Source organism: Brevibacillus brevis NBRC 100599 (assembly GCF_000010165.1).
Classification (GTDB): domain Bacteria; phylum Bacillota; class Bacilli; order Brevibacillales; family Brevibacillaceae; genus Brevibacillus; species Brevibacillus brevis_D.
Map to the genome: position 1 here is coordinate 4,722,751 of NC_012491.1, position 24,724 is coordinate 4,747,474.

At 49.1% G+C, this 24,724-nt stretch carries 20 protein-coding genes; 3 read left to right on the plus strand and 17 right to left on the minus strand.

What is annotated here, in order from left to right; translation table 11 throughout:
• Positions 1 to 16 precede the first annotated feature (16 nt).
• The 9 genes from BBR47_RS22420 to BBR47_RS22460 all read right to left on the minus strand — a co-directional run bounded on the left by BBR47_RS22420 (position 17) and on the right by BBR47_RS22460 (position 9,550).
• Positions 17 to 712 (minus strand): hypothetical protein, encoded by a 696-nt coding sequence (locus BBR47_RS22420; RefSeq protein ID WP_015892713.1) that lies wholly within the window; start codon positions 710 to 712, stop codon positions 17 to 19.
• Positions 703 to 1,980 (minus strand): hypothetical protein, encoded by a 1,278-nt coding sequence (locus BBR47_RS22425; RefSeq protein WP_016743186.1) that lies wholly within the window; start codon positions 1,978 to 1,980, stop codon positions 703 to 705. The genes BBR47_RS22420 and BBR47_RS22425 overlap by 10 nt, the downstream gene beginning before the upstream one ends.
• Positions 1,977 to 3,899, minus strand: coding sequence for a PP2C family protein-serine/threonine phosphatase (locus BBR47_RS22430; protein ID WP_015892715.1), 1,923 nt, complete (start codon positions 3,897 to 3,899; stop codon positions 1,977 to 1,979). Before BBR47_RS22430 ends, BBR47_RS22425 begins: the two co-directional genes overlap by 4 nt.
• Positions 3,900 to 3,919: 20 nt before the next feature.
• On the minus strand, positions 3,920 to 4,759 hold the full coding sequence (locus BBR47_RS22435) for a PP2C family protein-serine/threonine phosphatase (RefSeq protein WP_015892716.1): 840 nt from the start codon (positions 4,757 to 4,759) through the stop codon (positions 3,920 to 3,922).
• A 5-nt stretch (positions 4,760 to 4,764) separates the two neighbouring features.
• The gene (locus BBR47_RS22440) at positions 4,765 to 5,295 is read right to left on the minus strand and encodes an FHA domain-containing protein (protein ID WP_015892717.1); all 531 of its coding nucleotides are present in this window, start codon (positions 5,293 to 5,295) and stop codon (positions 4,765 to 4,767) included.
• A gap of 69 nt (positions 5,296 to 5,364) precedes the next feature.
• The gene (locus BBR47_RS22445; RefSeq protein WP_015892718.1) at positions 5,365 to 5,919 is read right to left on the minus strand and encodes an FHA domain-containing protein; all 555 of its coding nucleotides are present in this window, start codon (positions 5,917 to 5,919) and stop codon (positions 5,365 to 5,367) included.
• Between the two features lie 331 nt (positions 5,920 to 6,250).
• The gene (locus BBR47_RS22450) at positions 6,251 to 6,703 is read right to left on the minus strand and encodes a J domain-containing protein (protein ID WP_015892719.1); all 453 of its coding nucleotides are present in this window, start codon (positions 6,701 to 6,703) and stop codon (positions 6,251 to 6,253) included.
• A 102-nt stretch (positions 6,704 to 6,805) separates the two neighbouring features.
• Positions 6,806 to 7,231 (minus strand): hypothetical protein, encoded by a 426-nt coding sequence (locus BBR47_RS22455; protein WP_015892720.1) that lies wholly within the window; start codon positions 7,229 to 7,231, stop codon positions 6,806 to 6,808.
• 150 nt (positions 7,232 to 7,381) lie between these two features.
• Entirely contained in the window at positions 7,382 to 9,550 is a 2,169-nt protein-coding gene (locus tag BBR47_RS22460) for a hypothetical protein (protein ID WP_015892721.1), read from the minus strand.
• 550 nt (positions 9,551 to 10,100) lie between these two features.
• Between BBR47_RS22460 and BBR47_RS22465 the strand changes: the two genes are divergently transcribed.
• Positions 10,101 to 12,134, plus strand: a complete 2,034-nt coding sequence (locus tag BBR47_RS22465) for a VWA domain-containing protein (protein ID WP_015892722.1) — start codon at positions 10,101 to 10,103, stop codon at positions 12,132 to 12,134.
• On the opposite strand, the gene BBR47_RS22470 is transcribed toward BBR47_RS22465, so the two are convergent.
• On the minus strand, positions 12,115 to 13,041 hold the full coding sequence (locus BBR47_RS22470; RefSeq protein WP_015892723.1) for a serine/threonine protein kinase: 927 nt from the start codon (positions 13,039 to 13,041) through the stop codon (positions 12,115 to 12,117). The two genes, BBR47_RS22465 and BBR47_RS22470, sit on opposite strands and share 20 nt — an antisense overlap.
• A 97-nt stretch (positions 13,042 to 13,138) precedes the next feature.
• On the opposite strand from BBR47_RS22470, the gene BBR47_RS22475 reads away from it, so the two are divergent.
• On the plus strand, positions 13,139 to 13,510 hold the full coding sequence (locus BBR47_RS22475) for a VOC family protein (protein ID WP_015892724.1): 372 nt from the start codon (positions 13,139 to 13,141) through the stop codon (positions 13,508 to 13,510).
• Between the two features lie 73 nt (positions 13,511 to 13,583).
• Here the strand turns inward: BBR47_RS22475 and BBR47_RS22480 are convergent, their stop codons facing one another.
• Positions 13,584 to 14,804 carry an MDR family MFS transporter gene (locus BBR47_RS22480; RefSeq protein WP_015892725.1) on the minus strand — a complete coding sequence of 407 codons (1,221 nt, stop codon included), beginning with the start codon at positions 14,802 to 14,804 and terminating at the stop codon, positions 13,584 to 13,586.
• Between the two features lie 154 nt (positions 14,805 to 14,958).
• Here BBR47_RS22480 and BBR47_RS22485 point away from each other — a divergent pair, with 154 nt between their 5' ends.
• Complete coding sequence (locus BBR47_RS22485) at positions 14,959 to 16,818, plus strand: SgrR family transcriptional regulator (RefSeq protein ID WP_041749583.1); 1,860 nt, start codon at positions 14,959 to 14,961, stop codon at positions 16,816 to 16,818.
• Positions 16,819 to 17,342: 524 nt separating this feature from the next.
• On the opposite strand, the gene nagA is transcribed toward BBR47_RS22485, so the two are convergent.
• From nagA to BBR47_RS22515, 6 genes are all read right to left on the minus strand, one after another.
• Positions 17,343 to 18,512 (minus strand): N-acetylglucosamine-6-phosphate deacetylase, encoded by a 1,170-nt coding sequence (nagA, locus tag BBR47_RS22490; protein WP_015892727.1) that lies wholly within the window; start codon positions 18,510 to 18,512, stop codon positions 17,343 to 17,345.
• A gap of 33 nt (positions 18,513 to 18,545) precedes the next feature.
• Positions 18,546 to 19,619 (minus strand): NAD(P)H-dependent flavin oxidoreductase, encoded by a 1,074-nt coding sequence (locus tag BBR47_RS22495; RefSeq protein ID WP_015892728.1) that lies wholly within the window; start codon positions 19,617 to 19,619, stop codon positions 18,546 to 18,548.
• Positions 19,620 to 19,654: 35 nt separating this feature from the next.
• Positions 19,655 to 20,689 (minus strand): NUDIX domain-containing protein, encoded by a 1,035-nt coding sequence (locus BBR47_RS30540; RefSeq protein WP_015892729.1) that lies wholly within the window; start codon positions 20,687 to 20,689, stop codon positions 19,655 to 19,657.
• Positions 20,690 to 20,895: 206 nt separating this feature from the next.
• A complete protein-coding gene (locus BBR47_RS22505) occupies positions 20,896 to 21,927 on the minus strand; it encodes a FecCD family ABC transporter permease (RefSeq protein WP_015892730.1) in 1,032 nt (343 codons plus the stop codon).
• 2 nt (positions 21,928 to 21,929) lie between these two features.
• Entirely contained in the window at positions 21,930 to 22,985 is a 1,056-nt protein-coding gene (locus BBR47_RS22510) for a FecCD family ABC transporter permease (protein WP_015892731.1), read from the minus strand.
• Between the two features lie 128 nt (positions 22,986 to 23,113).
• On the minus strand, positions 23,114 to 24,706 hold the full coding sequence (locus tag BBR47_RS22515) for an AraC family transcriptional regulator (RefSeq protein ID WP_015892732.1): 1,593 nt from the start codon (positions 24,704 to 24,706) through the stop codon (positions 23,114 to 23,116).
• Positions 24,707 to 24,724 lie beyond the last annotated feature (18 nt).

Below are 24,724 nucleotides of genomic sequence, written 5' to 3' on the forward strand. Positions count from 1 at the left end.
AATCGGTCAAAAACCTCTAGTACAGTGCAACACTGTCGATTTGCATCGTTTCCTCGACATCCAAAATGCCAAAATGGTTTCGCCAATAAATCTCTGTATGGAACCGAACCGGTAGAAAAATATCCTTGATTAAAGCGAGCTTGGCTTGTGCGGTTTCACTCTCCGACTGCCCGACGTAAATCAGCAGCTCATCTTTTTCTTCACAATTGGCGTAAATGGTAGAGTGAGAGAATATTTTTCGCATCGTATCCTTGAGCAGGTACACCGCTTCGCCGGTCTCATACAAGCGCAAAATATTGCCCGCGATAATCTCTCGCTCCTCTTTGGTAAAAAGTCGGATATTTTCCTGTACCCGACTGCCGAACAGCCCCGCTTCCAAGTCGCGCAATACAAAGCGGATGTGGTATTCACGCTTGTTCATCCCTTGCGACAGATCGATCTCGGCCAGCAGATGGATGATGATATCAAACAAGGTATGCCGAAGCTCTGCATCGTCAGAGTAATTGGCGTCAAAAAGGTCACGGAAAATATCGTCGAAGCGATAGTACGGATTCACCTCTACCGTTTTTTCCACCGCTTTGGCGTTGATGGCCTCATGACTCAGCTCCATGTAGGGCGAATATACTTTGGCGGCTTTGAACTGGATGTCTTTATTGGCGATCCCGGCGCGTTTTGCACGAATAACCAAATCCCAGATGTAATTCAAGCCCATTCTCCTTCACACTTGTATTCCGGAAAATACATCTGTACCTCAGAAACGAGGAAGCTCATCATGTCTTGGAGAATAAAGCTGTTCGCCCCGCGTCTCCGAAAGCCGAGAGCCATAATCTTCTTGTCATTTTCTACGCGCACATTATCGCTAATGAACGGATTCAAACCGTATGTAGCGGGAGGACGATTGTTTTTATCCCGAATCTCAACATTCACTAGCTCCAGCTGTTCAGCGGCCTCAAAGGAATGGACGATCCGGATAATCTCTCCTTTGGCCCGTACGGTCATCGCCTGCTTCCGCGCATAGCTCCCAATGAAGCTGTTTTTGCGACGATTGGACACTAATTCGTAATCCAGTCTTCCGATGCGGGTCGTGACAGGCTGCGTAATTTTGCATACATTCCAAACTCCCGACTTCTCTTGAGGCGAGACGATCGTCAGCTCTTCCGGTGACCGCTTGATATAGCGAATCAGCTCTTCATCTCCATCCACCAAATACCCGTGCTCGCTACCCGTCTTACGTAACGACAGGACATGCTCGAAGTTCACCCGGTCAATGGCAGGTACGGGAAAGCCGATGTTTTTTAAAGCCAAGCGCTCGATGTTCCATAACGGGATGACATCCAGCTTTTTGTAAGGCTCCCACTCATCGAGGGTAATCGACATTTCCAGTATCTCTTCGTCTTCTGTAAACGTGCCCTCACAGGCAACCAGAATGACATCGAAAAACTTGCTTGCGTAAGGATGATTCACCGTTTTCCACGGCATCCCGTTCTTTTGAAACATGTTGTACAGCTTTTCTAGCTCATCCATATACACGCGACTTTGTTGGAGGCGCACCTCGATTGGATAGTGATTGCCTGCCGTGTTCAGACGACCCTTGAAGGTTCGCTTGCTCATCATCAGCTCCTGAACCTTGTCGTACTCACACTCTAAAAAGATCGTCATCATGACCGCTTCTTCCTGGTTGCTGAGCTTGACCGCCAACTCTTTGCGATCACATACCTTCTTTTCCTCATCGCCAGGAATCATCGGGTATAAATACTCGTGGATTGGGTCAAAGTCATCGCGGTGGCAGAGGGTCACATAGATGTCATGCTTATCTTCCTTGTCCTCGATCTCGGAAAAAACACGCTCCTCTAGCTTCTTCTGCATCTCCTCCTGGTACTCGACCAGATTGAGGAAGACACCGTTCATGATCTGCTTGAGCAATCTGCGCTGCTCCAGCTCCTCCATTTTGTTTAAACGATCCAGTACGATCTCTTTCATGGCGTTTTCGCTGCCTCCTCCTGTGTCGGGTTGGCTGTAGCTGGTGGATTAGCTTGCGGTGGCTGAACTGGCTGAGTCGCCGGAGCAGTCGCGGCTGGCGGAGCTGCTTGATTGGTCGGCACTACTGGGGGCACCGGAACTAGCTGGTACATTGGAGCCACCGGATTGACTGGGACTGCCTGATTGATCGGAGCTGTTTGGTTCGTCGGTGCCGTCTGATTCACCGGAGCTGTTTGATTTACCGGTGCGGTCTGATTTGCAGGAGCTGTCTGATTAACTGGTGCCCCTTGATTCACCTGAACTGCCGGAGGTTGACTCCCAGCACCCGTCCCTTGCACAGAAGGCTGACCTGCTGGCGCACCTGCCGAAGACGGAGCAGCAGGAGGATTCAGCTTCTCCTCTGCTTTTGTCACCTTGCGCTCCATCGCCAAAACCTTCTCCAGCACACCAATCTCCTGATAAATTTCCTGCGCCATCGTATACGATTGGATCGCTCCCTCGAAGTCTTGTGCTGCATAGCTCTCGTCGCCTTGCTTCTCCAGCTTGTCGCCGTCGAGCGTCTTCTTTTCCTTATCGATACCGGTCTTTTTGGAAGCTACCTCGTCCAGCTTGGTACGCAGCTCCTTTTCTCCTGTTACAAAGGAAGTTTCCAACGCCAGCTTGCGCGCCTTTTGGTAATAGGCTTCTGCACCAGCGTAATCCTGCCCCTCAAACAAGAGATCGCCTTCCTTTTTCCACTGCATGACGAGCACATACGATTGCGTCTTTTCTTTTTTCTCCAAAATCTCCGATTCGTTAAAATCATCGCGCCCTTTCATTTCTTTGAGCGCCTTGTCGTACTTATCCAATGCTTTGGTATACTGCTCATCCTTTACAGCCGTATCTCCATCCACGATCAACTGTGTAATGCGAATCTTTTTGGCCAAGAGAGTAGCCTGAATTTTGTTTTTCACGATATTTGCAGCATTTCGGGCATCGCTGTACGCCTTGAGTGCCTTCGGATAATCGCCCTCCGCAATGAAAGCGTCTCCGGCTGTTTCATGCTCGAACATCCCTGTCGCAGCATCCGCAATGCGCTCCGCTTCCTTCATCTTGAACAGCAGAGCGCCGCCTCCAGCCAAGGCAAGCACGAGAAGGATGAGTGCCACCCTTTTGATGATCCGCCACTTTTTTTGCGGGTCTGTCTTGAAAATTTTGTTCGCAAAAATAGCAGCCGCCGTGTAGTTTTGAACGACATGCTCCTGCTTGCTCAAAAGCACGTCCTCCAGCGTATCGATCCAGGCTTCTGGATCTTTCGCCTCTTGTAGACCGTCCTGCATTTCGGCCGGATTCACCTTTTCCCACAGACCAGGGGTAGCAAGCAGAAAAACATCACCGTCATAGAGCGGGAGCTTCTTGGATACAAACGGACGAAATTCATTGGGTGTCCCCAAATAGCTCAAGAGATTATGGCGCTCCTCGTGCTGATCAAGCGCGTCCTCTGCAATTTCCTCCCCGTCCACCATCTGTTGGGCAAGACTCTGATCCTTGCTCTGCCATTGCAGTCGGCCATTGCGAAACTGATACATCCGGGTGTTACCAGCAACCCCGTACCTCACTCTGGCATAGTCCGTTACGATTACGGTCAGGCTCGCTTTTAGTCTGACGCGATGGCTCTCAGCTTGCAGGACACGATGGGCCTCCTGCAAATAGCGGCGAATGCGATAACGCGAAATGGACGGCTTCTGCAAAAAGTAGCCCAGAACGCTTTTGGCCGCCAACTCTGCACTCTCTACTTCCTGATCGTTATCCAATCCACGGGCGATTACCCAGCACGCGATATCATCCAGCTGTGCGTAGGCAAAGTAATCCTTGTTGCGAACGAAGCTGCCTGATTCGGATAGAAACCCGGTAATGAATTCACTGTTGTCCTTTCTCATTCGTACTACCCGCTCCCCCGTTACCAGCCTTTTTCCAGGATGAGAATGGTTGCGTTGTCCTGATTGGCTTTTTGCTTGCTTTCCACCGCTTCAATGATTTGGTCAGCCGCGTCATGGGCAGCGATATTTTGGAACAAAATCTGCTCCAGCTCCATCTCGGTTAACGTATCGTAAACGCCGTCACTACAGAGAATGACCTTGTCTCCCTTTTCAAGTGGAAACGGCTCACGACCAATTTCGATATTTTGAAAGTTATCGTAGCCCAAGTAGTTGATTAACTGTTTTTTCTGCGGATGCTCCAACGCCTCGTCCTTCGTAATCTCACCGGACAGAAAACGCGCCTCCAGCACCGACTCATAAATGTCTTTTTGATTGATCGGAATGAATTCTCCATTCCGGAAAACGGTAATGATACTGTCTCCAACCGCTCCCCAATACAGCTTGTCCTCAACGATTACGCCAGCGACCAGTGTTGTCCCACCCCGACTTCCTCTTAAGGCCTGCAAAATCTCCGAATTGGCAAGAAAAGCAGCCCGGGAAAAGAAGAGGGAGATATGCTTCGGGTTGTCCAGCTTAGTAAATTCACGGATAAATGTAGTCACGGCAAGCGTTGAAGCAAGTCTTCCGTTAGCCAATCCACTGATTCCATCAGCCAAGACCGCAATCGTCCCATGAGACGATGTTGCTGTCGAAAAGTAATCATCCTGTTCTTCTCGCCTGCCGATCGTCTGTCCATTTCCGATCTGGATGACGGGATTCATTTCTTCCCGGATCAAAGCTGCACGTAGACGAAACAAAAGAGTAATGGCAATGATCACGCCAAGGACGACCAGATACGGGATTGCGCCCTGTTGAAACATGCTCATCATTCCTTGCCTTTGTTGGAGTTGTCCCACTCGAAGTGAACACCGCACAGCGGGATGAAAATAAAGGTACTCTTTCCGAGCTGGAGCACATCGTACGCAGTAAGCTCGACTGGTGTGTACACGGCTTCATTGTTATGATAGGCAAGCCCCGACGCATCACCTGGGAGCAAGTAAAAGTTGCGTTTTTTCGGATCGTAGACAATTACCGCATGATTGCGGCGAGAGATCGCGTTGTCTCCGACGATTCGGATATGCATATCCTCTGCGCGACCGATGAAGTTCTTTTCCGCCATAATGCGGTAATCTTGACCTTGTTGTGGCCCCTCAATACATACCAGCCATCCGGTAACAGGTTCAATCCCTTCTGTTTCCCCCAGATATGGCATCGTCTTATCGTCGTCCGCCACTCTCGCCAGTGCTTTGTTGTCCGGTTTCGCCCCAGGCTCGACGACCATACTGCAATAAGGGCAGGTGCTTCCGTGTTTTCTGGTGCTAAACATGTGACCATTTGCGCATCTTGTCAAACTCATTCTTCTGCTCCCCCGTTTCGTTCCGTGCAAGGACGATATGTATGTGTAAAAGCGATGTTTCCCCCGTTGTTATTTCAGCAACAAGCGGGTATTGGCTATGTAAATGATGTCGCCAGCCTTCACTTTATGCGGCTGTTCAATCTCTAGCTTGCTCTTGTCGCGTTTGTTCGGCTGCTTGATGCCCGTACCGTTTTTGGAATGAATATCCTCGATGAACCAGTCCCCGGACGCTTGATTCAGAACCGCATGCTGCTTACTGATCAAGGCAGCGTATTCCGCGTCCGCCAAGTCGATGTCAACCTCGTTTTGCGCGGAGCTTTTGCCGATCAAAAGGGAGGTCTCCCCTTGGATCAACCACTCCTTCACGCTCTCTCCCTCTTCATCTAATAGAACCAGTTTGGTGACGCCATCCTCTTTCTTTGGCTCCGGTTCGTCGGGGCTTCCGAATCTGACGATTATGACCCCGAACAAAAAGAGTCCGAAGGCGATTCCTGTAAAAATTTTCAGAGCGTTGCTGTCCGTATAACCAAAGACATAAATGAGTGCACTAATCACAAGAACGGAAATCAACAGCTCTATGAGCTTCACTCTGATGGACTTTTGGTATCCTTTTTTCTTCGCCACGTCTTAACCCCCAATCAACTACCTCAAAATGCTCTTGTTCAAAAATTTGTCTTTTCAGCACCGAGAAAGTTACGTGAACTTAAAGAAGAAGGAGCGCAGTGTAGGGGACCTACATGAGCACCGGACTTCAAAGGTGAACGTAAATTTCGATGCCGAATGAACTTCGAGAATGACTTCGTGATCAAAAGACGAATTTTTGACTTCCTTTTAAGAAAAATGCTCCGAGCTTTGGGAGAATGGTGTATGTATGGACATCCATCCAAAGACAGGAGCAGGTTGCTACTACCTCTATGTCATGAAAGAGCTGTCATCCAAGCCCGATTTTTCCTTCTTATTTTTTCTTCATGCGGAAAAACTGTTCAAACATATCTGTTGTATCCAGTGGATTTTTCTTTTCGGATTTCATGGTGTTTGGGTTAACCTCACCCGTCTTCGGATGAAAACCAAAAAATCGTTCAAAGGTGCTCCCCAAATCTTCGAAGTTCACACCTGGTGCAGACTGTGCTTGCTGTTTGCTTTGTCCTTGTTTTGTGCTGCTTGTATGACTGGTCTGCTGTTGCTTCTTCTGCTGAAAAGCTTCGTAACGCGCGTCGTACGCCTCGCGCAAGGCCGGGTCTTGCAATGTCTGATAGGCCTCGGTAATTTCTTTAAAGATTCGCTCTGACTCCATGCTCCCGGCATTGACATCCGGATGATGCTGCTTTGCCAGTTGACGGTATGCTTTTTTGATGTCATTCGTGGAAGCTTGTTTGGTTAGCCCCAGAATCTCGTAATAATTTTTCATGTGCGCACCCTCTGTCTGGCAATGATTTTCGTTATTTTGTAGAGCCGTACCTCGAACACGGCTTTCGAGGTACGGCTCTTCCTACCTTACTTCTCTCAAAACCTAAACAGCGTAGCCGCCTTCGATTTTGGTGAATTCGGTTTTGTCTTTCTTTTGCTTGATGAAGATGCTGAATGTTCCTACACCCTCGGTATCGCCGAAGCTCTCGTTGTAATCTACTACGAATGCGTTCGGGAAGTAGATTTTGCGGATCACTTGATCAGCAGCGATTACTTCCAATGTTACTTTGCGGTAGCAATCCGCTTTTTCTGCTGGTACCAAAGACCAGAGAGCCAGCTTCATGGTGTCATCCGCACTGTCACCATCTGTTGCAGTGATGATTTTGCCAGTCAGTCTCAGTGTTGCACCCACATCTGTGGAGCGCGCGTTGGAATCGTCTGGCGTGTCAGTGTCGTACTTTACTGTCTGAATGTTGTCCATGCCCAGTTCAATTGTTTCAGAACCTTCTACTTTGAGTCGAAAACCCATGGATAAAACCTCCTTGAAATGAGATCTTGCTCTCGAAATACCTGATTGGCTTCGAGGCTTATGTGTAAGGGTGCGTTTTGGGAAACACACCTCTAACCACCTGCGTAATGTGTCAAAAAGTTTCATAAACAGCTCTCCAGGGGATCAATGCTATGCTTTGACCGGAGTCGTTCCTTTGGTGATGGTGACCTCCAGGTTTTTCACATTGCCGTTGAACACCAGATCGATATGGCACAGATTGCTCTTGTCATCGATGATGTAGCTCATGTCATCGCCGTCGTGAATAATGGAGTTCACGAAGCCGCGTGTGCCCAGCCATTTGCTTTTTTGGCTGCTCGGATTGTTGCTGAAGAACTTCACGATGTTATCGTGTTTGAAATCACCCGTCTGGAAGCGGAGAATCCGCTCGATATAGGTGCTGACAAGTGTCTTGTAGATGGAATCAAAGCCGTCCTCTGCCATAGCGAGGCTGCGTGCCTTGTACACCGTAATTCGCTTGATATCTTTGCCTTGAATTTGTGCATTTTCCGAAGAGAAGACGAATCCAAAGTTTTTGCGGTTGATGGAATCTTTGATGTTGTTGGTGAAGCCGGAGATTTCTTTGGCCATTGTGGTAATGGCGCGCAATCCATTTTCACCTGCTTCGATGTCAAAGCGCACACCCGGATATTCGCGGCTAACCACTTTGAAGGTTTCGCGCAAGTATTCTGGACACTGGTACGCTGCCACGATACCAGCAGCTACATAGCTGGCACCGACATAAACACCCTCGATCCACAGCTTCAGGATGTCTTCTTTTTCCTGGGACAGCTTCACGCCGTCTTCGGTTTGCAGCATTCTGCTGTCGATGACAACTCCTGATTTATCTTTGGGAATAATCGTGAAGTTTGGAATGCACGGGATTGCGAATTCACTGAATTCCTTGCGCACCAGAATTCCGCACTTGTCGATGTATTTATCAATGCCCGCTGTCGCCATGCTGTTGAAGGTGGTTTCTTCACCTGTACTGAAGCTGAAGAACACTTGCACCTTGAAGTCCTTGACGACCTGGAGCAGCATGGTGAGCGATTCCATCGTATTGCCGTCCTGCTTGACGACTTTTTCGTTGCCACGGAAACGCTCGCGAGTCACTTGTGCTTTTCCGGAGGAATCCATATCAACGGATGGAACGATTCCAAACCAGATCGTATCTGTGAAGTCGTTTTTCGCGTTGACCGTGTTCAGATAGGTCTCCAAACGTGGAATGTTGCTGCTTTTCACGAGCATGTCGAGCTTCGTATTCGTGATCAGCATAGCTGGCTGCATGCCTTTGTTCTTGGTCACGTACTGATCGAAGAACATCTTCACACCCAAAATTTTCTCCACCAAAGGCTTCACCGTTTTTACGAAATCGTCCTTGGCGTTTTTATAGAACTCGAGATACGTATTGTAGTTCTGTACTTCTGTCTCAATGTTGACTTCGGTATGTACCGTCGGCAGTGGGCAGAAGGTGCGCACCACGAGATCTTTTACATAGGAGGATGGTGTCTCAGTGATCGACTCGTAATCCTCTTCGAAAACGTTCATCAGTCCGTTTCCGCTGTTTTCATCGAGAACCATCAGCTCGCGGCTGTCACTCTTTGGTGCCTCAATGATCTTCAGTTCTCCGTCTTCCCCAATCGTCAGCATCCCGATCTGAATCGCTTCGGATTGGTTCTCCTCTTGTGCGCCGCCCAAGAGCAATCGTGTCTTGATATCTTCAATCGCCAGCGGCAGCATCGCCATGACGTTGTTGTAGTTTTTGCTGGCATCCTCGAACATCGTGTTCAGCTTGTCACCGAGATCGAGCTTCTTCGGATCGCCATCATCGAGCTTTTCGTAATGGCCGTACAAGTAGTGGATCTCTTTGCGCACCTGACGGATGTCATCCATCACTTTTTTCGGGGAAATCATATCGAGCAAATTCTCGAATTTGAAATCCACGTTAGTGATCCCTTGGCTGCGCTTCGTATCAATCAGGGTAAACAGCATTTTCAAGAAATCGTTGCTCTGATCGATCTTGATCTCGGAAATCGCATCCTCTGCAATTCCGTCAGGCTTCTTCAAGGTGTACATCACTTTTTGGTTCGCTGCATTGTAGAACGAATACACGCTCGGGGAGAACTTGTCCAAAAACTCATCGAAGCTACGCACGAGAAGATGCTCGTTGATCTCCTTGATCTTGTCGTCGCTGAGACTATCAATGCCTTTTACATCTCCAACAATGGTGATCAGGTCCAATTTTTCCGGGTTGATCTCTTCGAACAGCATGGTTCGGTTGGTCTGGTTAATAATGTCCATAAATGGCCCCTTTCTGTTGTCTGCATAACCACTTAGTCCTACTTGATAAATGATGAGTCCTACTTCACGAATAAAGATACAAAACGTGACATTTATACCAAAAACAAACAAAAAATCTTGCCTCTAAATTAAACTTTGCCCGCATTATTTGTCAACATTCCGCGGATTGTGAAAAATTTCCTATGCCGATACGACCATTCTCAGTATTTAGACCCATTTTATTTCACAAATCTTCCTTTTCTTGGATTTCCGTTTTATGCTGAAGACACAGAGTCTCCTTTCCTAGGTCTTCGGAAAAATAGGGATAAGCCTCGCCTTGTCCCCTCTCTTACTAGGAAAGTAGCACAAGGACTGATAGATAATTCTCCCTAGTTGCCGCTGGGGAGCATTATGCATTCACCTCATATTTACAAAAATGGGGGCAATTAACTTTTATATACATCGGCGATAGGAAACCGATTTTTTATACGAACAACCATTTATAGGTAAATCGTCCCATTTTAGTAAGTCATGAACTTTTTAAAATTTTTTTCAGAAAAAAGGTGAATGTATGTACAAAAATCGTCAGTCAACCCTCTCTCTGCCGCCACTTTTTCGAGTGGTGGTCATCGGACTGCTCCTCCCCATGCTCTTCTTGTCCGCCCCTCTAACTGCTGGGGCAAATGGAACAGCAGAGGCGGGAGTAGACGCGGTCTTTGTCGTTGATACGAGTAATTCCATGAACAAAACGGACCCTGGCAAAACAGCCGCAGAGGTCATGAGTATGTTCATTGATATGAGCGAAGCCACCCGTACCCGCATTGGTTTTGTCGCCTATAACGATCGAATTGTACAAGCTCAGTCTCCGGCAAGCATGGCCGAAGCAAGAAATCGAGAACAGCTCAAGCGAACCATTCAAGGGTTGCGTTACTCTGGGTATTCCGATTTGGGACTCGGTTTGCGCAGAGGGGCAGAGATGATTGAAAAAGCAAAGGACCCGGCTCGCAAGCCATTTTTGATCCTTCTGTCAGACGGGGGAACAGATTTGCGGCAAAATGCGGGTGGCAGGAGTGTGGCAGCATCCAACAAGGACGTGGAGACAGTTATCTCGAAGGCAAAAGCGCAAGGCTATCCGATCTATACGATTGGTCTCAATAACGATGGCTCCGTCCAGAAGGAACAATTGAAAAAAATCGCAGAAGCAACAGGCGGAACTTCCTTTGTCACACAAAGTACTGATGATCTGCCTGAAATCTTCAATCAGATTTTTGCCAAGCATATTCAATCCCAGCTCGTATCCGTGGCGGCCATGACAGCTACCGGTGGTTTGCAGGAAGTGACCGTGACCATACCTAATTCAAGCATGCAGGAAGCTAACATCATCTTGTTGTCCAACAATCCGCTGCTGGAATCGCAAGTGTACTATCAATCGCAGAATGTCCATTTTATGAAATCCCAAAAATACTCGCTGATGAAAATAGAAAAGCCGAAGAAGGGGAACTATCTCGTTAAATTTAGGGGTAAACCTGGGGATTTGGTAAAGATCAATTTACTGGGGAATTACAGCTTGATGGCTGGTGTAGAGGTCAAGCCTGAACCGGTTATCAAAGGGAATCCGGCCACGTTTACTACCTATCTCCAGCATCAGGAGGGACGACTGGATGACAAGGATGTGTACGCATCCATGCAAGCAGAACTGATCGTAAACGATCTCGTCGGGAAAAAAGAAGAGAAGGTCCCGATGAAGAATCTTGGCGATAGCTTTACAGTCGACTACGTCTTCCCTCACACGGGCAAGTACGAGTGGAAAATCTTCATGAACGGCCCGGACTTTTATCGCGAAACGGCGACGAGCGTTTATGACATTACGAATATCGCGCCAGTTGCTGCCTCGGTCAATACCTTGACGATTGAGAAAGAAAACGGCGAGCAGGCTATCGATTTGGGTTCGTTCTTCATAGATGCCAATAACGACAAGCTCACCTATACCATCGTCACCGCTGATCCGGAAGAACGATTTGTCGCTACGATTCAAGACACGTCTCTAAAGCTGTCACCAGAGAAAAGCGGTACATCTGAAATCACCATCACCGCCACGGATGCAGAAGGCGCAAGCGTCACAGGCCCGCTCGTCATTACCGTGCACTCGGTATGGGATCGTTACATCACCATCAGCATGATTGTGTTGCTCGTAGCTGCGATCGGCTACGGTGTTTACCTGCTTACACGTCCCAAGCCTGCGTTTGTAGGTCGTCTGGAGGGGTATTTCCTGCACACAGCAAGCGGCAACGACATCCCTGTCAAGTTTTGGCCTCTCGCCTCCTTTGGCAAGAAGCAGCGGATCACCTTGCAGGAGCTGTTCACCAGTTTGGATGTGAATGAGCATTTGCCCGAAGCGCAAAAGATTTACCTCCAGCCGGGAAAAAATCAGACGCTGCTCTTGGTCAATCATAGTCACTGCACAGTTGAGCGGGGCAAGGAAACCATGCCCCGACATAAAAAGCTCGTCCTCCAATACAACGACAAGGTATATGTGACCTTCGAGGATCGGATGACCGAGATCGAAATTCGCTTTAAGAAATCGTCTAGTGAGGAAGCTTCTTAAGAGAGAAGCGTGCCTTTCCCTTCCAAATCAGATGCTCTGCACGAATCGCTGTCGCAAACAGTTTGAGTGTGGGGCATCTTTTTTTCGAGTCGACGGCCAATCCCCACATAATGACATTCGCCAGCAGCAGCGGAACATCAGGGTTCCGTGTTCGAATCGCCGGCAAGGTATCCTCAATGACTCTTGCCGCCACATCAACGGGACGCTCTTTGGTCAGACAGTAATACAGCGTGGCAGCCAGGCTGTAAATATCCGAGACTACTCCTTGCTTGGATTGACCCGAGTAAAACTCAAGCGGTGAATATCCTTCAGTCGTCACAATCGGCTTGGGTTCATCACTCACGAAGTAGATCGCGGAGCCAAAATCAATCAGCATAGGTTCTCCAGCTTCTGTGACCAAGATATTTTTGGGCTTAATATCGCGATGTATGATGCCTTTTTTGTGCAAATAGTCTAATCCGTCAAAGATCGGAAGTACCGTCTGATGCAAAAATGCTCCCAGATCAAGCTCGGTTTGGGCCAATACATACGCATCCAGCGTCTTCCCTTTGCAATAGTCCACGACGAGATAACCTGTGCCATTTTCGGCAAAATGGTCGATATATCCGATGATATTTGCATGATTCAGTTCCTTGTGCAGGGACGCCTCATGCCAAAAGCTGTCTAGCAGCCTGTCGAATTTGGTTTTTAACGATGGTCTGCGACAAATGACCTTCACGTGATCCAAATCCCGCATTGCCAATGCTTGAGGGAAAAACTCTTTGAGAATGAGTGTCCGCTTGCTTTTCAAATGGTAGACCACATACACATTCGACAGCTCACTTGTGGAAATGATCTTTTTGATCCGATACGCTTTTTGCAGGATCGTGCCTTTTTTCAGACCTCTTTCCCGTTCTACCTGTCCCATGTCATGGCCTCCCCTATCTTTCCTCTCAAAAAATGATAACGAAAGATGGGGGATTATGGCAATATAAAGAAAAGTATGGAGAGGGGAATGATTGGTCATGGCACATTTGGAATCGTTGCTTCACGTACAAATTCCTGTGAAAAATTTGGAAGAGGGCATTGACTGGTACTGCAATCACCTTGGTTTTTCCTTGCAAGCGCGGTATCGTACTTCCGCTTTTCTCGCCCTGTCTGCGGGACCCACCTTGATGTTATGGGAAACGGATGAGCAGACGTCCACAACCTTTACCGTTGATCAGCAACCCATGCCCGTCTTTTTGTACACCACTTCGGATGTGCATGCACTCCATGATTATTTGCAGGCACATGAAGTCTCGATTACCCACTACCAAAACGATGGCTTCGGATGGGTGCTCAAGTTTTTTGACCCGAGCGGAAACATGTGGGGAGTCATTCAGAAGAACAACTAGTCAGTTGGATATGGCAAAAATAAAAAGAAGCATGCCTCGACAGCGTGCTTCTTTTCGATGTTACGTACCCTATTCAAATCATAACTTGTGAGGATTTTTCACAGCTGTTTCTTTGCTGTTGCCGCTGCTCCCATAAATACTGGCCGCGTTGATAAAACGGAAGCGCGATAAAGGTCAACAGCATAAGGATCGCGAAAATGAGAGGCCCTTGTCCAAAGCCGAGTACCTGGAGCAACACGCCACCAATCCATGCACAAACACTCTGTCCAAGGAAGGCAAAACCGCTGGCGCCGTAATATGCTCCACGCAAATGCTCGGGAGCAATCTCCCCGATCAGGATATCTCCAACGACAAAGCACAAGATTTCGCCGATCGTAAACACCACCATCGACACAGAGAGCCAAAACAAATTTGTAAATAGCCCGAAACCGAACAGCCCTAATCCAAACAATAGACAGCCCAGCTTCAATGCAGTCATCGATGAGTAGCGCTTCATAAACTTGGCGAGCGGATATTGAAGCGCTAAAACGGAGATGGTATTCACTACAAATAAAAAGGAATACGCCTCTATCCGATCATGCCCAATGTACAGGGAGAGTGTCGTGTCCAGATGCGAGTAGGCACCAGCAACGAACAAATTCCCGAGCAACAAGTAAAGAAATACTTTGTCTGTAAAAACAATGCGTGCCATCTGATTCATGGTGACCGGATCAGCAGCCACGTCCTTCTTCAGCTGTTCCTTGAACATGACCATAAATACCACCAACACAGCTGCATACACGGCAAAAATGATGGCGGTAACGAGGAAAGGTAACAAGGATGTGCTTCCTGCTCCCAATTGCAAGCCGATGAGCGGACCGATTGCTCCACCCAGATTGATCGCGAAATACCTGGCGTTGAAAACAGCTGCCCGCTGATCATCCGACGTGACATCCGCCAGCAGGGCACGGGCTGTCGGCTCAAATACATTTCGAAAAAGGCCGTTGCAAGCACTTAAAACAAAGAACATCCACGTCTCCGTCGCAAAAACGTATCCAATCAATACGATGCTCCAAGCTCCCATCGCAGTGATCATCACTGGATATCTCCCCACTCGGTCTGAAAGAGCTCCCCCAGCAAAGCTGCTAATCGTTCCAACAAGCAAGCTGAGTGCGAGAATCGAACCAACGATCGCTGGATCAATTCCTTTTACCTTTCCTAAATAAATCCCTAAGAACGGAAGTGTCATAAAAAAGCCTGTACGTGACAGAAATGTACCGACAATGACACCCCATGCCACCGGATGAAATCTCATTCTCCCCATCTCTCTTTCCCATTCCCGTTTGTTATCTCTCGTGTTATCTTCAGTATAGGGAACTAGAAAAAGGGGAAAAAGGGTTCGATTTGCGTGAATCCGATCACCTTTTTTAAGCATGCGTTTTATTTTCATCAGAGAAATGGGGGCCAGCATGGTTACCGTTCTGCATTTTTTAGAGCTTCGTTCGGTTTTTCATCAAGAAGAAATCGGGAAACCGTTCCCTGTCACCATCGAAAAGCTGGCTGGGATTTGGCACTGTACACCTCGCCACGCCAAGCTGATTGTCCGTAAGCTAGTCGAGCTGGATTGGATCGAATGGAAGGCTGGACGTGGGCGCGGGAATGTTTCGGTCATGACGCTTTATGCTGATTCCGATGAGATTCTCCTCGCCGAGGTCAAGCTGCAAATAAACAAGGGCGACGTACAAGAAGCGATGGAGCTCATGAATCGCTACGGCAAAGCTGCCGCCAAAGATCAGATCATGGATTGGCTCTCGGAAGGAATGGGGTTCTCCAGCCAACTCGCAAGCCAATCGGTATCGCACCAAGATATCTTGCGCTTTCCGGTGTACCGCAGGATTGTGACGCTGGACCCTGGTCTGGTTTACTACCACTTCGATGCACATCTGGTGGGACAAATTTTCAATACACTCGTCCAATATGATCTGAATAGTCGTTCGATATTACCTTCCATCGCCCACTCATGGGAAAGCAGTCCAGATGCAAGAAAATGGACCTTTTATTTGAAAAAGAACGTGCTGTTTCATCACGGACGGGAACTGACTGCTCATGATGTTGTTTTTTCCCTGAATCGGCTTCGCTTGTATCCAGACACGTATGAAGCAAGCTGGATGTTTCGTGACATAGATCAGCTCATCGCCATTGACGACAGAACCGTGCGCATCCTGCTTAAAGAACCGAATTACTTGCTTCTGAGGCTGTTGGCGACGATACCCGCAAGCATTGTTCCAGAAGAAATCGTTTGGCAGGATGAAAAAGGCTTTGGAGAAAAGCCAATCGGAACAGGCCCCTTTCAACTGGTCCGCCTTACCGAGGGGATCTGTATTCTCGAGGCATTTCCTGCTCATTTTCTAGGGAGACCGCAGTTGGATCGTGTGGAAATTTTGATCTTCCCCGAGTTGGAAACGGGTCGCCTAAAAGAACCAAATTGGGCGTCTGTGATGGTGTCGCACGGTGTCCAGTCGAAAGCACAAGCTTTGAGGGAAGCAGTCATTCAAGATGGTCAGGACTGGTGCGACACGGAGGCGTTTTTTTCCTGCTGTAATTTGCTTGTTTTTAACCAGTGGAAGAGCGGTCCACACAATCATTTCAAGTTCCGTCAGGCGCTTGATCTGCTGATTGATCGGGATCAAATGATTGCCGATTTGGGCGGTGATCGCATCTACCCGGCAAAAGGCTTCCGCACGTATCACCCTGTTTTAAGGGAGGTAAGAGCGAGAGAGAACGAGCAGCCCTGTCATGCCCAAATCATGTCCCTGCTACAAGAAAGCGACTATCAGGGAGAAACATTGCGTCTCGTAACCACAGCCTACCATGAAGAAGATGCGCTATGGATTCAACAACGTTGTGGCGAATATGGCATTCATCTGGCAGTCGATGTGAGAGAACCATGGGAATTTTCGAATCGCGATTGTTTGCCCGAACATGACTGCCAGCTGTATGGCAATGTGTTTAGCAGCGATCAAATCAGCGAGCTGGAGATGTATTTGCAAAGAAATTACTTTCTCCCCGCATTTGATGAATCATTGGCTTTGGCCATCAACAAGGAGATTGGCTTGACGTTTCAGGAGCCCGACCGGCTTGCTCGTGAGCACCATCTTGCCAGGATCGAAGCCATGATCAAGGAAAACTATGCCGTCTTGTATCTGGTTCAGAAAAGGACCCTTGCTTCGTTCCATAAATCTTTACGAGGCGTGTCGATCAATTCGTCGGGTTGGCTAGACTTTCATAAAATCTGGTTTCAACCGGATGCGTTGCAGCAGCAGTTGTGAAAAGGGGGTGTGGTGGGGGAAGAAGTGCATTTCCAGTCTACGCTTCGGCCTCCGCCCCGCAAGGGGGAGAAGACTGTCCGCTCCGAAATGAATGGCGGGAGCGCTTCGAACGTAGAAGTTTCGAGGAAGTATCTCATAAGTGAAGCTGAAATTCCCCGCCATTCATTTCGGAGCTAGGTCGGGCTCCAGAGGCGCTTGGACTGGAAATGCACTTCTTCCCACGCAGCTGTTGTTCACAACATTTTGAAAGGTCATCCGGGAAGGTAATCGTTAAGGGATTGTTTTGAAAGCCACCCTGAGTTGATCTTTAAATCGGGGTAATACTCGAAGAAGACAAAAGCTGTACGAAAGCCCTGTCACATGTTTGGAAGGAGACCGCCCGAACGAAGTGAGGATATAGGCGACTGGAAAACATGTGGCAGGGCTTCGCCCCGACCACAACCGATCGGATACATCTTTATTCTTTCATGCTAAAAAAAGCAATCCAAGAGCGAACCTTAGACTGCTTTTTTCTATATAAGAAACTATTTTGACTGGTGATAAACTTCTTTACCTGCTACAAAAGTCATGGTCACGTCAAATTGTGTATTCAATACCGTAATATCCGCATCATATCCTGCCGCTAACCGTCCTTTTCGCTCGCCAAAGCCAAGGATGCTTGCTGGTGTCAAGGAAGCCATTTCTACTGCATCTGGCAAAGAGACACCGCTCAGCGTCACCATATTACCGACCGCTCGATTCAGCGTCAGGATGCTTCCTGCAAGGGTTCCATCTGCGAGCTTTGCCTGATTGTCATGGACGTGAACCTCTTGTCCCCCAAGATCGTAAGTCCCCTCGCCCATCGCGGCTGCCCGCATGGAATCGCTGACGAGCGCGAGCCGTTCTGCCGTTTTGACCCGATACAAAATCTTCATAACTGCGGGATGCACATGGATGCCATCTGCGATCAGCTCTGTGCTCAACTGCTCATGATACATCGCGGCGCCCACTACGCCCGGCTCCCGATGATGCAGCCCTGTCATGGCATTGAAGCAATGTGTAAAATGGCGCACGCCCGCATCTACCGCTTCCGTCGCCTGGGCGAACGTAGCGCCTGTATGTCCAGCAGACACGATGACATCGCGCTCTTTTAACCAAGCAATCGCTTCAAGTGCTTCCGGTTGTTCTGGCGCAATCGTCACGACCTTGATCAGGCCTTCTGACAGCCCGTAAAGCTTTTGCACTGCATCGAGCTTGGGTATCGCGATGTTTTCTTCTTTTTGCGCCCCCTTGTAGCGAGGATTGATCCACGGGCCTTCCAGATGGATGCCGATCGCTTGTGCCCCCAAAAGCCCTTCCTTGCTGTTCTGCGCGATGTTTACCAGCACCTGCTCCAACTGAGCATAAGGAGCCGTCATCGTCGTCGCCAAAAAAGACGTCACCCCATGCCGTGCAAGTGCAGTCGAGATGGCCTGAAGGGATTCCGGCGTCCCGTCCATCGTGTCGTATCCGTCAATCCCATGCATGTGCATATCGACGAATCCAGGGCAAATCCAGCTATCCTCTACTGTCACCACATGATCTGGCAAAGCTTTTCCATACTCTTCAGCCTTGCCAGCATAGGTGATCGTTCCATTTCCCACGACTACGAGACCATTATGCAATTCCTGTCCATCTGCGACAAGTTTCCCCTTAAGCGCGTATTCCTGGTTCACTTTGATTTCCTCCGTTTGTAGCGTGGCGTGGCTTCATTGCCCCAGATTGCTGCAAATTCTCGTCGTCTCCGCTGCCAGCTTTTCAACGAGCTCACTCGCGCTGATTTCCTGGCTGAGTGGAGCTGCCTGCCCCGCCCACATCGACATGTACGCACGTTGCTGCTGCTTGCCCGCTGCTGCTCGAATGTCTTTCGTCAGGGCATTTTGTACCGGATAGGTCGGGAGCTCGTGATCAAGTGGGGCGAGCGTTGTCATAAACTCATTTTGAATGCCTCTTGCCCATTTTCCTGAGAAAGCACGTGTCATCACGATGGACTCTTCTCTCGTCTCTAGAATGGCTTTCTTGTGCAGGGCATGTGCTCCGCTCTCCTTGCACGTCAGAAAAGCCGTTCCAAGCTGTGCCGCCTGTGCCCCGAGCGCAAGTGCTGCTGCGATCCCTCGCCCATCCATAATCCCTCCAGCCGCGATTACGGGTATCTTGACTCGATCTACGATTTGCGGGACGAGCGCCATTGTTCCAATCATATTGCTTGGTGAATCAGGCAAAAAGGACCCACGGTGCCCGCCTGCCTCACTGCCTTGAGCGGCAATCATATCGACTCCGCTTGCTTCCAATGCAATTGCTTCACGAACGGTTGTCGCTGTTCCGATGACAGTGATTCCCCTCTGCTTCAATTCTGCCAGCAAGCGATGATCCAAAACACCAAAGGTAAAGCTGAAAACGGCAGGCACCTCCTCCAAGACGACAGCCATCTGCTCAGCAAACGGCTCTGTAAATTGCGTCACCTGCGGATTATGCGGGATGCCCAATCGATCGCGCACATCATTCATTGCCTGAGCAACGCCTTCTGCGATCTGCTGGTCAGCATCGAAATCTTCCGGGATAAACAGATTTACGCCAAACGGTTTATCCGTTAACGCCCGAATGGACTTGATCGCCTCACGAATCTGCTCAGGAGACATATAGGCTGCACCAAGCGTTCCGAGTCCCCCTGCTTCTGAGACAGCGGCTACCAAGGCAGGTGTGGTCGCTCCCCCTGCCATTGGCGCCTGAATAATCGGCCATTTCAAATGTAAATGCGAAGTGATCGAATTGTTTGTCCACATGGCTTTCCACTCCTCAACTTTTTGAACAAGCGCTTTTATTGTCTATCAGTTGATCGGTCATCGATGTGAATCCATTCAAGAAACTGAGCCAACACCCGGGCCGTTAACCCCCAGATGACACGCCCGTCCACCTCGTAAAACAAATGCTCGACTGTGCCTATTTTCCACGGATATCGCTTGCCACCCGGGATCAGATGATAAGGAAAATCCTCTTCGGGCTCGGACATGACAGTGGAAAGATACTTCGCTGGCTGTGTTGCCAATAGACGCTCGAGTGGAAGGATAAAGACCTCTCCGACCTCGTCTGGATTCGGCTTCATCTCTGGAATTCCTTCCACGTATCCAATAAAGGGCGTGATAATAGAGGAGCCTGGCCCAATCACCTGATCGAGCTCGCCTAGATAATGAATTTGATCAAGTGGAATCCCCAGCTCCTCGCTTGTTTCCCGAGCAGCCGTCACCCAACGGGATTCGTCACTCTGCTCAGCTCGCCCTCCCGGAAAACAAACCTCGTTCGCCTGTCGCCGCATCGTACTGGCTCTTTTTTCAAATAAAATGCCTAGCTGGTTGTCAGCCATTTTGACGAGCGGAAGCAAGACACTGTATGCGCCGCTCGTCCCGCGTTCACGTTCTTGCAATCTCTTGGAAATCTCCTTGATGGCAGGAGCAAGGGAATCCTCCCCTGATTCCTGTGGCAAGTACTGCGAGACTTCGATTAAATTTTGATCCGGATCACGAAAATACACCGAACGAATTGGCCCGATGGCCCCTGTTTTTTCAACAGGACCTTCCACCAAATGGACGCCGCATGTATGAATATGCTGGATGACTTGTTCCAGTGGAAACGATGTGATAAGACACAAATCAGCGGAGCCTGCGACTGGATGCAGCGCTTTTGGCTCCCATTCTTGTCCGATTTGATGCAAATTGATTTTTTGCTGGCCGAAGTGCAGAGCCCTCCTGCCGTCGCCAAAGGTAACTACCTTCATACCCAGGACCTTTTCGTAAAAGTGACAGGTTGCCTCGATGTCTTTTACCGTCAAAACCAAGTGGTCTAATCGATCGATCATATGCCTTTACTCCTTTTTGTCCCGATACATGCTCATGCTGTTATTATAACAAACACAAGGCGGTTGCTTCTTCTCCCCCATTGTCCTCCAACCTTTCCCTCTTTTCAATTCCCAAATTGCCTCATTCCCACTTCGCTAGATAAAAAAACGAGCGTCTCCCCCGTAACTCGTCGGGAAAACGCTCGCTATATCCACCATATGCGAAACTATGCTTTTGAACGTGCCAGCAGGTACAAGAAATACGGGGCACCGATAACAGCTACAACGATCCCAGTCGGAATCTCTGACGGCTGCATGATCCAGCGACCGATCGTATCAGCCACGATGACCAGTAGCGCACCCGCCAGCGCAGATGTAGGCAAAAGCATCTCATGCTTTGGCCCCACTAGTCTTCGAGCCAAATGCGGACCGATCAGCCCGACAAAACCGATGCCTCCACTCACTGCCACGCAGGAAGCAGCAAGCCCGACAGCAGCAGCCAGCAGCTTCAATTGCTCTTTGGCAACGGGTGCACCCAAGCCTTTCGCCAACTCTTCTCCCAAATTGAGCACGTTCATGACGCGTGCTTTGTAAAAAACATAGGGAATTAAAATGACGATCCAAGGCAAGAGCGAAAGAACGAACTTCCAGTTGGTCCCCCAGATACTTCCTGCGAGCCAAGTCGCCACGAACTGGTACTTGTCCGGGCTCAGCTTCAGCGTCAAGACGATCATCGCGGCACTCATCCCAGCCGCCACGGCAATCCCCGTCAATATGATACGGGTCGGAGACAATCCCTTGTGTCTTTTATAAGACAATACGAAGATCAGCGCTGCTGTCACGCTGGCCCCAAGCAACGCCAACACTGGCAACAAAAAAACAGGTGCCGCAGACGTTGAAGGATAAAACGAAATGAACAGCATCACCATCAAGCCAGCACCAGCATTGATCCCTAAAATACCAGGTTCAGCCAACGCGTTGCGGGAAATTCCTTGAATAATACAACCGGATACGGCAAGTCCTGCCCCAATCAGGAGGGAAATGACAATCCGAGGCAAGCGGAATTCAAACAAGATCAGACTTTGTTTGTCTGTTCCAGAACCAATTAGCGTCATCAGAAGATCGCTTGGTGACAACCGTATGTAGCCTGTGTTCATACTGATAATAAACGCGATGAAAATGAGGATAGCGAGTATCGTCATAACCGCAAAGGCTCTATTTCTTTTGCGGGTTTGGTAATGGGAAACCATCTGCTGCATCATTACATCTCCCTTCTTTCTTTACGCGCCAAGTAAAGGAAGAACGGTACACCTATTAGGGCAATAAGTGCCCCTAACGGTGTCTCATACGGGGGATTTACCATTCTTGCGGCCAAATCGGCGAATACGACGAGCAAGCTGCCCAAAATGGCTGAGCAAGGAATGATCCAACGGTAATCGACCCCAACCAAAAAGCGGGTCATATGTGGAACGATCAATCCAACAAAGCCTACAGCGCCAACAACGGCGACCGCAGATCCTGCCAAAATCAGGACGATGATCATGCCTGCCAGTTTGACTAGTGCCGTGCGCTGCCCCAAGCCTTTTGCCACATCTTCTCCAAGACTGAGCATCGTGATGGAACGCGACAACATCATCGCCCCAATAAGAGCTGCGACAATCCACGGAAACATGACTTCAAGCTGAAACCATTTGGTTCCCGCCACACCGCCTGCATACCAGAAGGCCAAATCCTGTCCGATTTTAAAGTAAAGCGCAATCCCTTCGCTTAACGCAGACAATAGGGCGGTCAATGCGGCACCTGCCAAAACGAGGCGCACCGGAGTCAAGCCGCCTTTTGCCAAGGAACCGATCCCGTAGACCATACCTGCCCCTACGCCAGCACCCAAAAAGCTGTAGAGAATCAGATACATGAACGGCAGACCCGGGAAAAAAGCGAAGCAAAGTGCCAAAACAAATCCGGCACCTGCGTTCAGACCGAGCAATCCCGAATCTGCCAACGGATTGCGTGTCATCCCTTGCATGATGGCACCTGCAACAGCGAGGCTAGCCCCAACCATTGCACCGCCGAGCAAGCGTGGCAATCGAATCTCCTGAATAATTTGATGTTGGGTAATAGCAGGATTAAATTGAAAAATAGCTTCCCATACGACAGCAAAGTGGATGTCGGCTGCTCCGAATGACACAGACAAAAACATCCCCAGTATTAAAGCGAAAACCCCACCAGTCAAAATGAGCGTCGCTGCCCAAGGGCGAGAGCGAAACGCGACCGGCTTTCCGTTATTCCCCTCATTCAGGGAATGTGCGTGTTGACTCATACGTGCCACCTTTTTTCGTTAGTTTGGAGCTGAGTTGTTGGTGATATTGATTCTTATTATCATATATGGATTTTAGGCGAAGCATGAAAACAGTGTCAATGGACAATTGCGTGCTTTTCTTTGTAGATTTACGCTAATACTTTTCGGACATCGTCGACCTTTTTTCCGTTGGCGATTACACCGTGATTCATCCAGGTCATGAAATCCACCTGGTACGCCCGCTTGCTTTGAACAGCAGGAAGCGATTGCCACACGGGATGGTTGAGCTGTAGCTGTTCGGCACCTGGTTTACCCTGATGCCATCTGTCAAAGGCGAAAAAAATATGATCGGCATCCAGCGTAGAAAGTTCTTCCCACGATACCCCTTCTCTCACCTGCTTAGCGAATTGTTTTTTTACCAGCAGGGCCGGCTCCATTTCCAAATCTTGAAACAACACCTGCGATGTGTAGCTTTTCTCCACGAGGATTTGATCGGCCGAGATGCGCAAGAAGGCTACCTTCTGCCCTTTGAGACTGCGTGCCATTACATTTTTGGCAGCTCTTACTTTTTGTTCATACTGCTCGATTGACCGCTCCGCCAATTCACTTCGGCCCAACCGATCACCGAGGGTGCGCAATGTTTTTCGCCACTCCGGTCCGAACTGCCGAATCACGCATGTTAGGGCAATCCGGGCACATTGGGCATACACATCCGCCTTCCAGCCTGTACACTCCCGTAGCATAATGACATCTGGGGCACGACTGGACAAGAGCTGCACGTCATCTGTCAGCACATCGTACGTCGGTACATCATGCAGACCCAGGTAGTCCTGCTGTCCCCAATATGTATGCGCCCATTGAACAACGGGTCGAATGCCAAGAGCCAGCAAATAATCCTCCATATAAAGAGAGACGACTCGTAAATCATCCCGATGAATGTTGCGATATTTTCCTGGCGCGAGCCCTACCCGCTGTTTAAAACGACGACTGAAATAATACTCGCTGTTGAATCCGACGTTTTGGGCAATCTCGTTGATCCGATCACCTGTCATGAGCAGAAGTTGCTTCGCCCGATTGATCCGCAGCTGATTCATGTAATCGAGTGGTATTTCTCCCGTCATTTCCTTGAAGAGCTGCGTATATCGCCAACGTGGAACATTCGCTTCGTGTGCTAGCTGGTCTACGGTCAGCGGCTCTTGATAGTGTTTCTCTACATACGCAATCGAACGTTCAACCGCTCTCCTCGGGTCCAACCTTGTTTTGCCTGGTACATTTTGCTGGGCCAAAACACATAGCAATTCCTCAAACCGCACGTGATTATAAAATCGTTGCAGCGCCTCCGTGGCTTCGCGATGCTTGTAAATCTCCGCAATCAATTCAACGACACGTGAAAAAGGCGTGCAGGTCAACTCCTCCAGACAAAAAAATGCCTCGCAAGCTTGTTCCTTTGTCGGAGCTTCCGTGTGGACGACACGAAAAGTAAGAGAATAGTAGTCGAGAACGTGACCCGTGCAACTGATCCGAACGTTCTGACGCGGTGCTGCAATCCAGCACCGCTCCCGAGTGAACCGATATGTCGACGATTCGATTTCCAAGAGCCCTTCTCCATCTGTTGCTACAATCATCGTGTAGTCTTCCGGCTCTAGATAGTCCTGCCATCTTTCCACATTGACCTTTTGGATGGCCGTCATAGCAAAGAATGATGGTGGAGATAGTTTGGCCCCGGATGCTTCGTTATTCATCTCCCTCATCCTTATCGT

What these genes read in the sequence shown, in the direction of transcription:
- BBR47_RS22420 (WP_015892713.1), bottom strand. Translation starts at nt 712, where the DNA reads ATGGGCTTGAATTACATCTGGGATTTGGTTATTCGTGCAAAACGCGCC.
- BBR47_RS22475 (WP_015892724.1), top strand. Translation starts at nt 13,139, where the DNA reads ATGGCACATTTGGAATCGTTGCTTCACGTACAAATTCCTGTGAAAAAT.
- BBR47_RS22430 (WP_015892715.1), bottom strand. Translation starts at nt 3,899, where the DNA reads ATGAGAAAGGACAACAGTGAATTCATTACCGGGTTTCTATCCGAATCA.
- BBR47_RS22425 (WP_016743186.1), bottom strand. Translation starts at nt 1,980, where the DNA reads ATGAAAGAGATCGTACTGGATCGTTTAAACAAAATGGAGGAGCTGGAG.
- BBR47_RS22515 (WP_015892732.1), bottom strand. Translation starts at nt 24,706, where the DNA reads ATGAATAACGAAGCATCCGGGGCCAAACTATCTCCACCATCATTCTTT.
- BBR47_RS22465 (WP_015892722.1), top strand. Translation starts at nt 10,101, where the DNA reads ATGTACAAAAATCGTCAGTCAACCCTCTCTCTGCCGCCACTTTTTCGA.
- BBR47_RS22485 (WP_041749583.1), top strand. Translation starts at nt 14,959, where the DNA reads ATGGTTACCGTTCTGCATTTTTTAGAGCTTCGTTCGGTTTTTCATCAA.
- BBR47_RS22480 (WP_015892725.1), bottom strand. Translation starts at nt 14,804, where the DNA reads ATGAGATTTCATCCGGTGGCATGGGGTGTCATTGTCGGTACATTTCTG.
- BBR47_RS22495 (WP_015892728.1), bottom strand. Translation starts at nt 19,619, where the DNA reads ATGTGGACAAACAATTCGATCACTTCGCATTTACATTTGAAATGGCCG.
- BBR47_RS30540 (WP_015892729.1), bottom strand. Translation starts at nt 20,689, where the DNA reads ATGATCGATCGATTAGACCACTTGGTTTTGACGGTAAAAGACATCGAG.
- BBR47_RS22440 (WP_015892717.1), bottom strand. Translation starts at nt 5,295, where the DNA reads ATGAGTTTGACAAGATGCGCAAATGGTCACATGTTTAGCACCAGAAAA.
- BBR47_RS22435 (WP_015892716.1), bottom strand. Translation starts at nt 4,759, where the DNA reads ATGTTTCAACAGGGCGCAATCCCGTATCTGGTCGTCCTTGGCGTGATC.
- BBR47_RS22455 (WP_015892720.1), bottom strand. Translation starts at nt 7,231, where the DNA reads ATGGGTTTTCGACTCAAAGTAGAAGGTTCTGAAACAATTGAACTGGGC.
- BBR47_RS22470 (WP_015892723.1), bottom strand. Translation starts at nt 13,041, where the DNA reads ATGGGACAGGTAGAACGGGAAAGAGGTCTGAAAAAAGGCACGATCCTG.
- BBR47_RS22510 (WP_015892731.1), bottom strand. Translation starts at nt 22,985, where the DNA reads ATGAGTCAACACGCACATTCCCTGAATGAGGGGAATAACGGAAAGCCG.
- BBR47_RS22505 (WP_015892730.1), bottom strand. Translation starts at nt 21,927, where the DNA reads ATGCAGCAGATGGTTTCCCATTACCAAACCCGCAAAAGAAATAGAGCC.
- BBR47_RS22450 (WP_015892719.1), bottom strand. Translation starts at nt 6,703, where the DNA reads ATGAAAAATTATTACGAGATTCTGGGGCTAACCAAACAAGCTTCCACG.
- BBR47_RS22460 (WP_015892721.1), bottom strand. Translation starts at nt 9,550, where the DNA reads ATGGACATTATTAACCAGACCAACCGAACCATGCTGTTCGAAGAGATC.